13 protein-coding genes and 1 other RNA gene are annotated in these 14,042 nt (G+C 38.2%); 10 read left to right on the top strand and 4 right to left on the bottom strand.

The features are described from left to right. Positions 1-199 precede the first annotated feature (199 nt). The 7 genes from gap to NYR60_RS02465 all read left to right on the top strand — a co-directional run bounded on the left by gap (position 200) and on the right by NYR60_RS02465 (position 7,298). Complete coding sequence (gap, locus tag NYR60_RS02435) at positions 200-1,204, top strand: type I glyceraldehyde-3-phosphate dehydrogenase (protein ID WP_014991331.1); 1,005 nt, start codon at positions 200-202, stop codon at positions 1,202-1,204. Positions 1,205-1,420: 216 nt separating this feature from the next. Next, on the top strand, positions 1,421-2,473 hold the full coding sequence (locus NYR60_RS02440) for a rod shape-determining protein (RefSeq protein ID WP_279467580.1): 1,053 nt from the start codon (positions 1,421-1,423) through the stop codon (positions 2,471-2,473). Positions 2,474-2,581: 108 nt separating this feature from the next. Continuing rightward, positions 2,582-3,631: a rod shape-determining protein MreC gene (gene mreC / locus NYR60_RS02445; protein WP_279467581.1), complete on the top strand. Its 1,050-nt coding sequence runs from the start codon at positions 2,582-2,584 to the stop codon at positions 3,629-3,631. After that, the gene (gene mreD / locus NYR60_RS02450) at positions 3,631-4,119 is read left to right on the top strand and encodes a rod shape-determining protein MreD (RefSeq protein ID WP_279467582.1); all 489 of its coding nucleotides are present in this window, start codon (positions 3,631-3,633) and stop codon (positions 4,117-4,119) included. Before mreC ends, mreD begins: the two co-directional genes overlap by 1 nt. 3 nt (positions 4,120-4,122) lie before the next feature. Beyond that, complete coding sequence (locus tag NYR60_RS02455; RefSeq protein ID WP_279467583.1) at positions 4,123-5,463, top strand: replication-associated recombination protein A; 1,341 nt, start codon at positions 4,123-4,125, stop codon at positions 5,461-5,463. Between the two features lie 71 nt (positions 5,464-5,534). Beyond that, complete coding sequence (znuB, locus tag NYR60_RS02460) at positions 5,535-6,320, top strand: zinc ABC transporter permease subunit ZnuB (protein WP_279467584.1); 786 nt, start codon at positions 5,535-5,537, stop codon at positions 6,318-6,320. 180 nt (positions 6,321-6,500) lie between these two features. After that, positions 6,501-7,298 carry a class II glutamine amidotransferase gene (locus NYR60_RS02465; protein WP_279467585.1) on the top strand — a complete coding sequence of 266 codons (798 nt, stop codon included), beginning with the start codon at positions 6,501-6,503 and terminating at the stop codon, positions 7,296-7,298. Between the two features lie 74 nt (positions 7,299-7,372). On the opposite strand, the gene metX is transcribed toward NYR60_RS02465, so the two are convergent. Next, complete coding sequence (metX, locus tag NYR60_RS02470; RefSeq protein ID WP_279467586.1) at positions 7,373-8,443, bottom strand: homoserine O-acetyltransferase MetX; 1,071 nt, start codon at positions 8,441-8,443, stop codon at positions 7,373-7,375. A gap of 258 nt (positions 8,444-8,701) precedes the next feature. On the opposite strand from metX, the gene NYR60_RS02475 reads away from it, so the two are divergent. Beyond that, positions 8,702-9,394, top strand: a complete 693-nt coding sequence (locus NYR60_RS02475) for a SanA/YdcF family protein (RefSeq protein WP_279467587.1) — start codon at positions 8,702-8,704, stop codon at positions 9,392-9,394. A gap of 50 nt (positions 9,395-9,444) precedes the next feature. Here the strand turns inward: NYR60_RS02475 and ispA are convergent, their stop codons facing one another. Next, entirely contained in the window at positions 9,445-10,338 is an 894-nt protein-coding gene (gene ispA, locus NYR60_RS02480; protein ID WP_279467588.1) for a (2E,6E)-farnesyl diphosphate synthase, read from the bottom strand. 8 nt (positions 10,339-10,346) lie between these two features. Then, complete coding sequence (gene xseB, locus NYR60_RS02485) at positions 10,347-10,571, bottom strand: exodeoxyribonuclease VII small subunit (RefSeq protein ID WP_279467589.1); 225 nt, start codon at positions 10,569-10,571, stop codon at positions 10,347-10,349. A 146-nt stretch (positions 10,572-10,717) separates the two neighbouring features. Here xseB and NYR60_RS02490 point away from each other — a divergent pair, with 146 nt between their 5' ends. Then, positions 10,718-11,506 (top strand): MOSC domain-containing protein, encoded by a 789-nt coding sequence (locus tag NYR60_RS02490; protein ID WP_279467590.1) that lies wholly within the window; start codon positions 10,718-10,720, stop codon positions 11,504-11,506. 70 nt (positions 11,507-11,576) lie between these two features. Then, positions 11,577-13,520, top strand: coding sequence for an LTA synthase family protein (locus NYR60_RS02495; protein WP_279467591.1), 1,944 nt, complete (start codon positions 11,577-11,579; stop codon positions 13,518-13,520). A 160-nt stretch (positions 13,521-13,680) separates the two neighbouring features. On the opposite strand, the gene ffs is transcribed toward NYR60_RS02495, so the two are convergent. Next, positions 13,681-13,778, bottom strand: an RNA gene (gene ffs, locus NYR60_RS02500) — signal recognition particle sRNA small type. Positions 13,779-14,042 lie beyond the last annotated feature (264 nt).

The following is a 14,042-nucleotide window of genomic DNA, read 5'->3' on the forward strand; positions in this document are numbered from 1 at the left end:
TCTCCAATTCTACAGTTTTTTTACCACTTTAGCGTTACAAATTTTAAAATTTTGACATAGATCACAAAAAATTTATCTGTTATATTGGTTTCGGTTCTTTTAGTTGTAAGTCATACTGGAGTATGTGCTATAATCCGTACACTTCTTAAAAGTATTAGAAGAACAGTTTTGTTTAACTTTAATATAGGTAGAAAAATCTATGGCAATTAAAATTGGTATTAACGGCTTCGGTCGTATCGGTCGTATCGTGTTCCGTGCAGCTCAACTTCGTGATGATATCGAAGTTGTAGGTATCAACGACTTAATCGACGTTGATTATATGGCATATATGTTAAAATACGATTCAACTCACGGTCGTTTCAATGGTACTGTTGAAGTTAAAGACGGTCAATTAGTTGTTAACGGTAAAGCAATCCGTGTAACAGCTGAACGTGATCCAGCTAACTTAAAATGGGATGAAATCGGTGTTGATATCGCAGTTGAAGCAACAGGTTTATTCTTAGATGATGCGACAGCACGTAAACACATTACTGCGGGTGCGAAAAAAGTTGTATTAACTGGTCCATCTAAAGATGCAACACCTATGTTCGTTAACGGTGTAAACTTCGATGCATATGCAGGTCAAGATATCGTTTCTAACGCTTCTTGTACAACTAACTGCTTAGCACCATTAGCTAAAGTAATCCATAACAAATTTGGTATCAAAGAAGGTTTAATGACTACAGTTCACGCAACAACTGCGACACAAAAAACTGTAGACGGTCCATCGGCTAAAGACTGGCGTGGTGGTCGTGGTGCTTCACAAAACATCATTCCTTCATCAACAGGTGCAGCGAAAGCAGTAGGTAAAGTATTACCTGCATTGAACGGTAAATTAACTGGTATGGCTTTCCGTGTTCCAACAGCAAACGTTTCTGTTGTTGACTTAACTGTTAACTTAGAAAAACCTGCAACATACGAAGAAATCTGTGCAGAAATTAAACGTGCTTCAGAAAATGAAATGAAAGGTGTTTTAGGTTATACAGAAGATGCAGTAGTTTCTACAGACTTCAATGGTGCAGTGGAAACCTCAGTATTTGATGCTAAAGCAGGTATCGCATTAACAGATACTTTCGTTAAATTAGTATCTTGGTACGATAACGAAACTGGTTATTCAAACAAAGTATTAGACTTAGTAGCTCACGTTTATAACTACAAAGGCTAATTTTTAAATAAGTTTTATCTTAAACGCCATTCATTTTGAATGGCGTTTTTTTGTTTTAAAATTTCTTAATATAAAAACCTCGATATTTTTTGTTTATTAAAATTATTCATTGAAGTATAGGGGGCTTTTTTGTTATATTTAGTCGTAATTTTTTGCTCCGTGGTGAGCATTATTTTTTTATAGTTGCAAATTCCCAAATTCAATGGATTCCCTTATATGTTTAAAAAATTTCTAGGATTGTTCTCTAACGATCTTTCTATCGATCTCGGTACTGCAAACACATTAGTTTATGTGAAAGGTCAAGGTATTGTACTTGATGAACCATCGGTTGTTGCTGTGCGTCAAGATCGTATTGGTTCTTTAAAAAGTATTGCTGCGGTAGGTTCTGATGCTAAATTAATGCTTGGGCGTACACCAAAAAGTATTACTGCGATTCGCCCAATGAAAGACGGCGTTATCGCTGATTTCTTTGTAACAGAGAAAATGTTACAACACTTTATTAAACAAGTGCATAGTAATAATTTTATGCGTCCTAGCCCTCGCGTGTTAGTTTGTGTTCCGGCAGGTGCAACGCAAGTAGAACGTCGTGCAATTAAAGAATCTGCAATTGGTGCGGGTGCTCGTGAAGTTTATTTGATTGAGGAACCAATGGCAGCTGCGATCGGTGCAGGTTTACCTGTACATGAAGCAACAGGTTCTATGGTCATTGATATTGGTGGCGGTACGACAGAAGTTGCTGTACTTTCTTTAAATGGTATTGTTTATTCAACATCTGTGCGTATCGGCGGTGATAAATTAGATGAAGCGATTGTCGCTTATGTACGTCGTCATTTTGGTTCAGCAATCGGTGAGGCAACTGCAGAACGCATTAAGAAAGAAATCGCCATGGCGATTATTCGTGATGAAGATGAAATTCGTACGATGGAAGTTCACGGTCATAACCTTGCTGAAGGTGCACCACGTACGTTTGAATTAAATTCCAAACATGTTTTAGAAGCAATTGAACAGCCGTTAAATGGTATTGTGGAAGCGGTTAAATCTGTATTAGAGCAATGCCCTCCAGAACTTGCGGCAGACATTTTTGAGCGTGGTATGGTATTAACTGGTGGTGGTGCATTATTACAAAACTTAGATGTATTACTTTCAGAAGCAACCGGCGTAACGGTAATTGTGGCAGAAGAGCCTTTAACTTGTGTTGCTCGTGGTGGCGGTAAAGCACTAGATATGATCGATATGCACGGTGGCGACGTATTTAGTAGCGATGACTAGTTCTCCATTTTATTGATATAAATAATAATGGGTAATGGCATACAATATGTCCATTATCCATTATTTTCTTATCGGTCCCCAGTCATTTACCTATCAAAATAGTAAACAATGAAACCAATTTTTGCTAAAGCCCCATCATTAGGTGTACGCCTATTTCTTGCTATTGTTATTTCTATCACACTCATTGCTTTTGATGGTAGAAGTTCTGCGATTATTCAATTCCGTAATATGCTTGAAACGGCGATTAGCGGTTTATATTACTTTGCAAATACTCCCCGTTCCGTCTTAGATGGCGTCAGTAACAATTTTATTGATAATAATAAATTACAACTGGAAAACCGTGTTTTAAAAGAGCAGTTACGTGAAAAAAATGCTGATTTATTGCTGTTAGATCAACTTAAAGTGGAAAATCAACGTTTACGATTATTATTGAGTTCTCCGTTGCGTCAAGATGAGTACAAAAAGATTGGTGAAGTTTTAACGGCAGAAATGGATGCATATCGTCAACAGGTAATTATCAATCGAGGTAAGAATGACGGAGCTTTTGTCGGGCAGCCGATTATTGATGAGCGCGGTGTGGTAGGGCAAGTTATCTCTGTAGGAGAAAACAGTAGCCGAGTATTATTGATTACCGATGTTACGCATGCGGTGCCAATTCAAGTGCTTCGGAATGATGTTCGAGGTATCGCAAACGGAACAGGGCATAATGACGAAATTTTCATCGATAATTTACCTCGTTCGGTTGATGTGGTGAAAGGCGATGTTTTAGTGACTTCCGGCTTAGGTGGACGTTTTCCGGAAGGCTATCCGGTCGCTATTGTTGAAGCGGTCACAAATGATACGCAAAGCCAATTTGCTCGTATTATTGCACGGCCGTTAGCCTCATTTGATCGCTTAAGATATTTACTTCTATTATGGCCAACTTCGGAAGAGCTTCGTAAGGCACAGAGTTTGTCGCCTCAACAAGTTCGTGATGTGGTTGAAGAACGTCGTAATAGTTTGAATCCTCTTGATCGTTTAAAAGAGAAGAAAAAAGAAGAGGTTAAAGAAGATACTAAAGAAGAAATACTTGAGAATACGGATGAGCCGATTAATCCTGCAACTCAGCCGGAAACGGACAGTGATGAGCATCATCATACAGAACAAGGAGCAGAGTAATGCGAACAAATCCACTTTTTCAGATTTTGGTATTATTATTTATTTTCACGGTTGCATTTGTTTTGGAAATAATGCCTTGGCCGGTAGGGTTACAAGGGTTACGCCCAACTTGGGTTGTGTTGGTGTTGATTTATTGGGCATTGGCATTACCGAATAAAATTAGTGTCGGTACAGCATTCTTAGCTGGTATTGTGTGGGATCTTATTTTAGGTTCAATTTTAGGGATTCATGCATTAGTTTTATCCGTTGCTATTTATTTTGTGGCAAAACATCATTTAATTTTGCGTAATTTATCGCTCTGGTTACAAGCCATTTTAGTGATGTTGTATATTATTGTAATCCGTTTCTTAATTTTCTTTGTTGAATTGGTTTTACATAGTGCGGAATTTAATTCGCAAGAAATTCTCGGTGCTGTTATTAGCGGTATTCTATGGCCTTGGATTTTTTTATTGATGCGTCAAATTCGTCGTCAATTAAGATTACGTTAAACTATGAATAGCTTATCTTTTGATTTCTCGTCAGATTTCCAACCCTTACCTGCTAGAATGCGTCCTCGTACTCTAGCAGAGTATGTCGGACAATCTCATCTTATTGGTGAAGGTAAACCGTTACGCCGAGCGATTGAAGCCGGACATTCTCATTCAATGATCTTTTGGGGACCGCCCGGTACAGGTAAAACGACTCTCGCTGAAATTGTTGCTCATCATTTTGATGCTGAAGTAGAACGCCTTTCGGCGGTAACAAGCGGTGTGAAAGAAATCCGTGAAGCGATTGAACGAGCAAAATTAAATCGTCAAACCGGTAGACGGACTTTACTCTTTGTGGATGAAGTCCATCGTTTTAATAAAAGTCAGCAAGATGCTTTTTTACCTCATATTGAAGACGGCACGATAATTTTCATCGGTGCGACAACTGAAAACCCATCCTTTGAACTGAACAATGCGTTACTTTCCCGAACGAGAATCTATATTCTTAAGCCTTTGCAAGCAGTCGAAATTTGTCAAGTTTTAACCACTGCATTACAAGATAAAGAACGTGGTCTTGGTACAGAAAATTATCATATCGAAGATAATGTGATTGAATTACTTGCTGATTATGTTAATGGTGATGCACGTTTTGCATTGAATTGCTTAGAGCTGATGAGCGATATGGCAATAGATTCCGCACAAGGAAAATTACTGAATAAAGATTTACTTGTTGAAGTTTTAGGGGAACGTCAAGCTCGCTTTGATAAAGGTGGTGACCGCTATTATGATCTTATCTCGGCATTACATAAGTCTGTTCGAGGTTCTTCTCCAGATGGTGCACTTTATTGGTATGCACGTATTTTAACAGCCGGTGGTGATCCGCTTTATGTCGCTCGTAGATTATTAGCTATTGCATCGGAAGATATTGGTAATGCGGATCCTAGAGCAATGCAAATTGCACTCAATGCTTGGGATTGTTATACCCGTGTCGGAGCTTATGAAGGGGAGCGTGCGATAGCACAAGCGGTCATTTATTTGGCGGTAGCACCTAAAAGTAATGCGGTATATAACGCATTTAATCAAGCAAAACAGTTAGCCAAAGAAGCTAAAGATTATGATGTTCCTGAGCATTTACGCAATGCTCCGACCAAGTTAATGAAATCTTTAGGCTATGGTGAAGAATATCGTTATGCTCATCTTGAACCGAATGCTTACGCAGCAGGCGAGAATTATTTTCCTCCAGAATTGAAGGATACGGTTTTTTATCAGCCAACCGAAAGAGGAATGGAAAAACAGATTAAAGAGAAAATGCAATGGCTGAAATCACAAGATGCAGCCAGTGCAGTACAACGTTACAAGCGGTGATATTTTCGCGAATTTTGCAAAAAACGGACCGCTTGTATTAGAGAAATATCACGTTTGGAATAAACAAAGATATGTTTGAAATTTTATTTCCGGCTTGGTTAGCCGGGCTATTATTGGTATTCATTACCGCACCGCTCGGTGCTTTTGTGGTATGGCGTAAAATGGCATATTTTGGCGATACCCTTTCACATTCTGCCTTACTCGGCGTAGCCTTAGGGATTTTTCTACAAATTGATCCTTATATTGCCGTGATTATTATGACATTAATTTTGGCAATGCTTTTGGTTTGGTTGGAACATAAAACCAGTTATTCACTGGATACTGTCTTAGGCATTATTGCTCATTGTAGCCTTTCGCTGGGTGTGATTACAATTAGTTTACTGGACAATGTAAGAGTAGATCTGATGTCCTATTTATTTGGTGATCTATTGGCGATTGATTTTAATGATGTCGTATTTATTGGTATCGGCACATTATTTATTGGTGGCATACTGGCTTTTTTCTGGAAGAACTTACTTTCAATAACGATTAGTCCGGAATTAGCTCAAATTGAAGGGCTAAATGTTGCACGTTTACGCTTATTACTGATGTTATTGACTGCTTTGACGATTGCGTTAAGTATGAAATTTGTTGGTGCATTGATCATTACATCTTTGCTGATTATTCCTTCTGCAATAGCTCGTCGTTTTTCTCGAACGCCGGAAGCGATGGTAGGTTATGCTATTTTCTTTAGCATTTTAGCTGTGAGCGGTGGGTTATTATTCTCAGCTTGGAAGGATACGCCGGCAGGACCTTCGGTGGTTGTATGTGCTGGCACTATTTTCTTATTTTCTCTCTGTAGAAAAGAAAGTGTATAGTTAATGCTGGTATCGATGGGAAAATATATTATTATATAGACATAAATAATGACTATAAGCTATAAAATTTTTGATCTAGTTCTATTGAATTATTTATAAGATTTGTGAAAATAGCTTTAGTGATAGCCGAAAGGTTAATTTTTAATAATTTTCAACTTTATCTAACAAAGAATAAAATTTATGTGTCAATTACTCGGAATGAATTGCAATACCCCAACGGACATTACCTTCTCCTTTGAGGGATTTCGTCGCCGTGCAGGCTTAACTGATCAACATACTGATGGTTTTGGCATTGCATTTTTTGAAGGTAAAGGTGTGCGTATTTTTCGAGATAACCGTCCGGGTGCTTCATCTCCAATGGCGGACTTAGTCAGCCAATATCGTATTAAATCATTTAATGTTATTGCTCATATTCGTAAAGCAACAAGAGGTGATATTAATTTAGAAAATACGCATCCATTTATTCGAGAATTATGGGGTGAAAACTGGGTTTTTGCTCATAATGGCACGGTTGAAGGGGTCGGTGTTTGTGAAGAATGTCATTATCAACCGATTGGTTCGACTGATTCGGAAGCTGCATTTTGTTGCTTAGTTTCCCAATTAAGAGAACGTTTTCTCAAAAAACCGAGCGAGAAAGAAATTTTCGATGCAGTAGTTGAGATTACGTCAGAAATGGCCACTCACGGCGTATTCAATTTTATTCTTTCTAATGGTCACTGGATGATCGCTCGTTGTTCAACGAATTTATATTATGTGACGCGAAAAGCACCGTTTAGTACCGCTTTACGTGATGACGATGTCGAAATTGATTTTAGTAAATACACAACGCCTAATGATAAAGTCACGATTATTACCACTCAACCACTCACTAAAAATGAACAATGGGTAAAAATGCAAAATGGTGGTTATGTCTTTTTCAAAAACGGTGATTTAATTGAAGAAATTAAAGGTACTTTACCCGTTCAGACCCATGTTTAGGGTCAATAGTATGTAGAATGAAAGGTCGCAATATCAAGTGACCTTTTATGTTTTAGATTTGGTTAAAACTTGTTTTAGCTTTTTAACCCTTTTCTGATCATTGGCTCAAAGAAATCATAATCAACCAGAAAGGCATCGTGTCCGAAATTAGAATGAAATTCATAGTAATCCACTTTTACGCCGGCACTTTCTAATCGTTGTTTACTTTTTTGTACGTCAATTTGTTTGAATAATTGATCGCTAGTTACCGCCACTAAGGTATAATTCGCTTTAATACGCTGTAAGGCTTCTTGTTCATTTGCGTAGCCAAGTGCAGGATCATATAGATCCAATGCTCTTAATAAACGTAAATAGCTGTTAGCATCAAAACGATCGAGAAATTTCATACCTTGATAACTTAAATAGGATTCGACTTGGAAATAATCTCCCCAAATCTCACTTTGTTGCTTCATTTCTCTTCCAAATGCTCGTGCCAGTTGTACATCTGTTCGGTAAGTGAGCATCCCTAACATTCGTGCTATTTTTAAGCCATTATCCGGCGGTGTTCCGTCATAATAATCACCATGATTAAAATGTGGGTCATTAATAATTGCTTGACGCATAACGTGGTTGAATCCGATGGCTTCAGCACTAAATGTTAGTGAAGAACAAAGATTAACGATATTATCGACAAAATCAGGATAACTAATGCCCCATTGGGTTGCTTGCATTCCTCCGAAAGAACCACCGACTACGGCATGTAAATGAGAAATATCTAATGTATCAAGTAAGGCTTTTTGTACTTGAACAATATCTTGTACAGTAATGACTGGGAATTGACTGCCATATGGCTTACCAGTGCTAGGCGAGATGGAAGATGGGCCTGTTGTTCCTTTACAGCCACCTAAAACATTTGAACAGATAAAAAAGTAACGTTTAGTATCAAAGGCAAGCCCTTCCCCTATAAAATCTTGCCACCAACCTTGCTCCGGTGAATTTTTATAAGGTTCCGCATCACCGGTTAGGGCATGACAAATAAGTACGACATTGCTTTTATCCTCATTTAGTGTACCGTAAGTTTGGTAAGCCACTTCAATAGGAGATATTTCACCTCCAAGTGCAAGTGTTAGAGGTTGTTCTTTAAAAAGAGTCATACTATATGCCATCGTTTGTCCTAGATTTGCAAAATTTTATAAAAAATAAACCGCTTTATCTTTTTATGTGTATAGACGTCTAAACGCCTAAAAATATGTATAAAGTAATCGCCTAGAGAGCCTTTGTCAAGAAAATTTAGCCGTCTAAACGTCTAGAATTCTGGCTGTTAAGTTAGGCTTGCAATTTTCATTGGCTCAGTTATGCTAGCTAAGTTGAACATTTGCTCAAATGTATAGTCTATATACGACAGCCTTATCATACGGAATAATATGGAACTTATGCAAACGACAGAAACAGCGGTATACATAACACCTCTATGGAAGAGGTGCGTAGCGTTCTGTTTTCGTACTAGCTTATTATTCGGTTGGAGTATATTTATCATTGGTTTTTTATTGGTTGTGATTGATTGTGCTACCGGTTGGTATGTGAAAGATCGTATTTATACGGATATTAATAAGCTACCAAAGCATAAATATGCAATGGTACTTGGTACGGCAAAGTTTTATACAAAAGGTGTACCAAATCTCTATTATAAATATCGCTTAGATACTGCTGCGGATTTAATTAAAAAAGGAAAAGTCAGTCAGTTATTAGTCAGTGGGGATAATAAAACGCCATATTATAATGAGCCGAAAGTGATGTCGAACGATCTATATCGTATGGGGATTCCAAAATCGATTGTGAAGCAAGATTTTGCTGGCTATAGAACATTAGATTCGGTTGTGAGAGCAGCTAAAGTTTATAAAATAGAACCCTTTATTATTATTTCCCAACAGTTTCATTGCGAAAGAGCATTATTTATTGCTAAATATCATAATATTAATGCGATTTGTTTCGCTGCGAAGTATCCGGAAGGGCATATTAAGGTAAGATTGAGAGAGCTTTTAGCTAGAATTGGTATGATTTGGGATTTCCTAATTTGGACAAAGCCTGAAACTTTTGAAGATGTCAAATCAAAATAAAAATGCAACCGGGTTGGTTGCATTTTTTGTCTACAATCCTAGCAAAATATTTAGCTTTCACGTTTTACGATAAAAGCAGCAAGCTCTTGTAGTGCGGTAGTATCAAATGGTAATTGTTCAAGTGAATCTAATGCGATTTGGTATAATTCTTGTGCTTTTTGTTTTGCACCTTCTAACCCCAGTAGTTTCGGATAAGTGCTTTTATGCAAGTTTTCGTCTGAACCTACCGTTTTACCAATTTTATCGGTTTCACCAATCACATCTAAAATATCATCTTGCACTTGGAACGCTAATCCAATTGCTTGTGCATAGCGTTCAAGCGGTTGTTTTACGGCTAAATTTTGCGAATGAGCGGATAAATTAAAGCCCATCAATACGGAAGCAATAATTAATGCACCGGTTTTATTACGATGAATTAATTCTAATTCAGCTAAATTGACCGCTTTATCTTCAGCAAGCAAATCGAGGCTTTGCCCTAAACACATGCCTCTTGCACCAGCAGCTTGAGCAAGTGCTTGAATTTGGCGGACTTTTTGCGAATCGGTTAATGATTCGTCTTGGGCGATCAGTTCAAAAGCAAAACTTTGTAACGCATCGCCGGCAAGAATAGCGGTTGCTTCATCAAAAGCAATATGACAGGTTGGTTTACCTCGGCGAAGTTTATCGTCATCCATTGCCGGTAAATCGTCATGCACTAATGAATAAGCATGGATTGCTTCCATTGCTGCAGCACTGTGATCAAGCTGTTCAAGCGATACGCCCAACATTCTGCCGGTAGCATAAATTAAGAACGGGCGAACTCGTTTTCCACCCAGTAATACGGCGTAAGACATTGCATCAATTAAAGCAGAATCATAGGCTTGATATGTTTTTAATTGGGTACTTAAAAAATGATTGATGCGTTGTTGAATAACGCTAAGATCAGTTGAAAGAGAGTAGCTCATTGTTATTTTTATTCGTAATCGGAAAGTTCAGCTTGCGCGTTTTTATTGAGTAAAATCTGAATACGTTGCTCCGCTTTTTGTAAGCGTTCTTGTCCTTGTTGGACAAGTTTTACCGCAGTTTCAAATTCATTGAGTGCTTCTTCTAAAGGCAATTCGCCCGTTTCTAAGTGGCTGACAATTGCTTCTAATTCCTTAAGAGTTGATTCAAAATCTTGGGTGGTTTTTTTAGCCATATTTCAATTACCTAATTTAGGGCGATAAATGCGATAAGTTTATCGCCTCCCTTCTTTATTTGCAAATTCCTTTTACTTTTTAACCGCTTTTAGGTATGGTGCGAACGTATTTATACAAGCGGTTAAATTTACAGGAATTTTTACCCATGAAAGTAACACAACTTAACCTTTATCCGATTAAATCAACGGCAGCTTATCGTGTCGAGCAAGCCTTTGTCGAGCCTAAAGGGCTAAACTTTGATCGAGAATTTATGATTACCGAAACCGACGGTAAATTTATAACAGCCCGTAAAGATGCGGAGTTATACAACTTGTCTGTGTTTCCAATTGCGACGGGAGTCGTCATTTGCCATACAAGCGGTCAAAAATGTGTGGTACTTTACCAAGATTTCCAACGCGTGCAAACTAGCGAAGTATGGGGAACACTTTTCGATTCGCTTGTGGCAACAGCCGAAGTAAATCAATGGTTAAGTGACATTTTCGGGCGAGCAGTGCAATTACGTTGGTTAGGAAGAAAAAGCCAACGTGAAGTGGCAAACTTTGCTCAACATCCGTTAAGTTTTGCCGATAGTAATCCGGTTTCATTAATGTCGGAAAAATCACTTGAGCAGGTTAAGCTCTGGTCACAGGTTGAAATTTCTATGGATCGTTTTCGTCCGAATATTGTGGTGGACGGAAATCATCCGTTTGAAGAGGAACAATGGGAACAAGTACAAATCGGCGAGGTCTTATTCACCAAGTCTGCATTATGCACTCGTTGTGTAATGATTACCCGTGATTTAACTACACTTGAACTCGACCCGAACGTTGAGCCTTTCCGAACACTTAAACAAATGCATACCAATGAAAAAGGTAAGCCGGTTTTTGGTATTCATTTAGTGCCTCAAAATAGCGGCGTAATTCGCTTAGGCGATCAAGTCTTAATAAAATCTTAATAATCATTCGATACTATTTGTACAGCTGATTATCAGTTCGTGCTTTATTTTAAATTTAAAAGGAGAAATTATGGAACAACGTCGTTCTGTGTTGTTCCCAATACTGTTTTTTGTTGGGATCAATCTACTTATACTGTCTTTATCTCGCCTTGGACTAGGTCTGTGGCAAGCTGATCGCGTTTCTGCCGTTGATGGCTGGTTACCGCTTTTCTTACAAGGTATTCGCATTGATATTTCCGCCCTTTGTTGGTTATTTGGTGTGCCGGCACTATTTACCGCACTTTTCTTAAATAACAATATATTAGGTAATTTATGGCGTATCATTTTACGTATCTGGCTCACCGCCGGTTCAGTCTTTATTCTGTTTATGGAAGCAGCGACGCCAAACTTTATTGAAACCTTCGATTTACGTCCCAACCGACTGTTTATCGAATATTTAGTACACCCAAAAGAAGTGTTTACTATGCTGATTAATGGGCATTTAACCACGGTTATTATTAGCTCATTATTAGCATTGATTTCGTTAGTGGTGTATTGGAAATTGTCTGGTTGGGCGACTAACAATCTTCGTTTTCCGAATTGGAAATTCCGTCCATTAATCGCTTTATTGGTTGCCGCGTTAGTATTTATCGGTGGACGTTCATCTTTCGCTCATCGTGGTATAAACCCAGCAATGGTGGCATTTTCTAGTGATCCGTTAATTAACTCATTAGTGTTAAACTCAGGTTATTCTGTGTTGTATGCGATACAACAATTAAAAGATGAAGATAAATCTTCTGAGCAATACGGCAAGATGTCCGTAGAAGAAATGTTTACTTTGATTAAACAGGCGAGAGGCAGAGCGGGTGCCGACTATATTTCGACCGAAATCCCGACGTTGACTTATAACCAAGCAACCTATCAAGGCAAGCCGAAAAATATCGTGATTATTTTAGAAGAAAGTTTAGGTGCACAGTTTGTCGGAACGCTTGGTGGTAAGCCACTTACTCCGAATTTTGACAGATTGGCAAAAGAAGGCTGGTTATTCGAGAATTTATATGCCACCGGAACTCGCTCCGTGCGAGGTATTGAAGCGGTCACTACCGGCTTTACGCCGACACCGGCACGTGCGGTGGTAAAATTAACTAAGAGCCAGACTAATTTCTTTAGTATTGCCGAATTATTACGCCGTCAAGGTTATGACACTAGCTTTATCTATGGCGGAGAAAAACATTTCGACAATATGGCGAGCTTTTTCTATGGTAACGGCTTTACCCGCATTATTGATGAAAAAGATTATAAAAATCCGAAATTTAAAGCAACTTGGGGTATGAGTGACGAAGATCTGTTTGATAAAGCGAATGAAACTTTCACTCAGTTACACAAAGAAGGTAAAGCGTTTTTCAGCTTAGTGTTTAGCTCAAGTAATCATGATCCGTTTGAATTTCCAGACGGTAAAATTGAGTTATATGAACAGCCGAAACAAACTCGAAATAATGCGGCAAAATATGCTGATTTTGCGATTGGGCATTTCTTCGAGTTAGCCAAAAAATCTGATTATTGGCAGGATACGATTTTCTTGGTGATCGCTGATCACGATTCTCGAGCAGTAGGTGAACATTTAGTACCGATTCAGCATTTCCATATTCCGGCATTGTTTATCGGTGAGGGCATTGAAGCAAAACGTGATAACCGTTTAGTCAGCCAAATTGATATGCCGGCGACTTTACTTTCACTTGCCGGTATAAGCGGAGAATATCCGATGCTTGGTTATGATTTAACCAAAGAGGTAAATCCGAATCGTGCCTTTATGCAATATGATGCCACACAGGCGATGATGAAAGGTGATGGATCGGTAGTGGTGATGCGTCCAAATACACCGATTCAAGGTTTTGTTTACAATAAAGCGGATCACAGTTTAAAAGCTCAAGAACAGCCGGAAGTGATGAAAAGAGAGGCATTAGCACATGCACTACTCGGCAGCTATTTGTATAAAAACCAGTTATATAAATTACCGAAGCCGGAAAAAGAGTAGTTCCAAGTTATATTACAAAAAGTCGTAACAAGCGGTTAAATTTCAAAATAAATTTGCAAGTCGTAAATTTTAACTGGAATTTAACCGCTTTTATTTTGCATGATATGAAACTGGAATGGAAAATATAGATAAGATCTTTGAGAGGAGATAAAAGGGTGGGGCGTTACCAGCAACCCTCGGCACACAGAAATTTCAACCCAAGCTGCTTTCTTCCGAACCTGACTAAGTAAGCTGAACACCGTTGCGAGGAACCAATAACGCCCCATTGGATTATATGTTTACGAAAACATATAAGGGTTCTTATTATAGGTAATTTTTATATTAAAACAAGAACTTATTTAGCAGGAAGTGTGTAAATGGCTAGAATATTAGCAGTGTCTATTATTTTCTAGTTAGATATAGATTCAAATAGATAGAAATGCGTTATTTTTAGATAAAAGTATGAGTTTGATTCTTGTAATTTTATGCTGTAAAGATAAAATAAACGCTCTGAAGTATTGCAGGATATTTTAGATTGTCGTA

This window comes from Actinobacillus genomosp. 2 (assembly GCF_029773605.1).
Classification (GTDB): Bacteria; Pseudomonadota; Gammaproteobacteria; order Enterobacterales; family Pasteurellaceae; genus Actinobacillus.

What these genes read in the sequence shown, in the direction of transcription:
- NYR60_RS02495 (WP_279467591.1), top strand. Translation starts at nt 11,577, where the DNA reads ATGGAACAACGTCGTTCTGTGTTGTTCCCAATACTGTTTTTTGTTGGG.
- NYR60_RS02490 (WP_279467590.1), top strand. Translation starts at nt 10,718, where the DNA reads ATGAAAGTAACACAACTTAACCTTTATCCGATTAAATCAACGGCAGCT.
- gap (WP_014991331.1), top strand. Translation starts at nt 200, where the DNA reads ATGGCAATTAAAATTGGTATTAACGGCTTCGGTCGTATCGGTCGTATC.
- NYR60_RS02455 (WP_279467583.1), top strand. Translation starts at nt 4,123, where the DNA reads ATGAATAGCTTATCTTTTGATTTCTCGTCAGATTTCCAACCCTTACCT.
- ispA (WP_279467588.1), bottom strand. Translation starts at nt 10,338, where the DNA reads ATGAGCTACTCTCTTTCAACTGATCTTAGCGTTATTCAACAACGCATC.
- znuB (WP_279467584.1), top strand. Translation starts at nt 5,535, where the DNA reads ATGTTTGAAATTTTATTTCCGGCTTGGTTAGCCGGGCTATTATTGGTA.
- mreC (WP_279467581.1), top strand. Translation starts at nt 2,582, where the DNA reads ATGAAACCAATTTTTGCTAAAGCCCCATCATTAGGTGTACGCCTATTT.
- NYR60_RS02440 (WP_279467580.1), top strand. Translation starts at nt 1,421, where the DNA reads ATGTTTAAAAAATTTCTAGGATTGTTCTCTAACGATCTTTCTATCGAT.
- xseB (WP_279467589.1), bottom strand. Translation starts at nt 10,571, where the DNA reads ATGGCTAAAAAAACCACCCAAGATTTTGAATCAACTCTTAAGGAATTA.
- mreD (WP_279467582.1), top strand. Translation starts at nt 3,631, where the DNA reads ATGCGAACAAATCCACTTTTTCAGATTTTGGTATTATTATTTATTTTC.
- metX (WP_279467586.1), bottom strand. Translation starts at nt 8,443, where the DNA reads ATGGCATATAGTATGACTCTTTTTAAAGAACAACCTCTAACACTTGCA.
- NYR60_RS02475 (WP_279467587.1), top strand. Translation starts at nt 8,702, where the DNA reads ATGGAACTTATGCAAACGACAGAAACAGCGGTATACATAACACCTCTA.
- NYR60_RS02465 (WP_279467585.1), top strand. Translation starts at nt 6,501, where the DNA reads ATGTGTCAATTACTCGGAATGAATTGCAATACCCCAACGGACATTACC.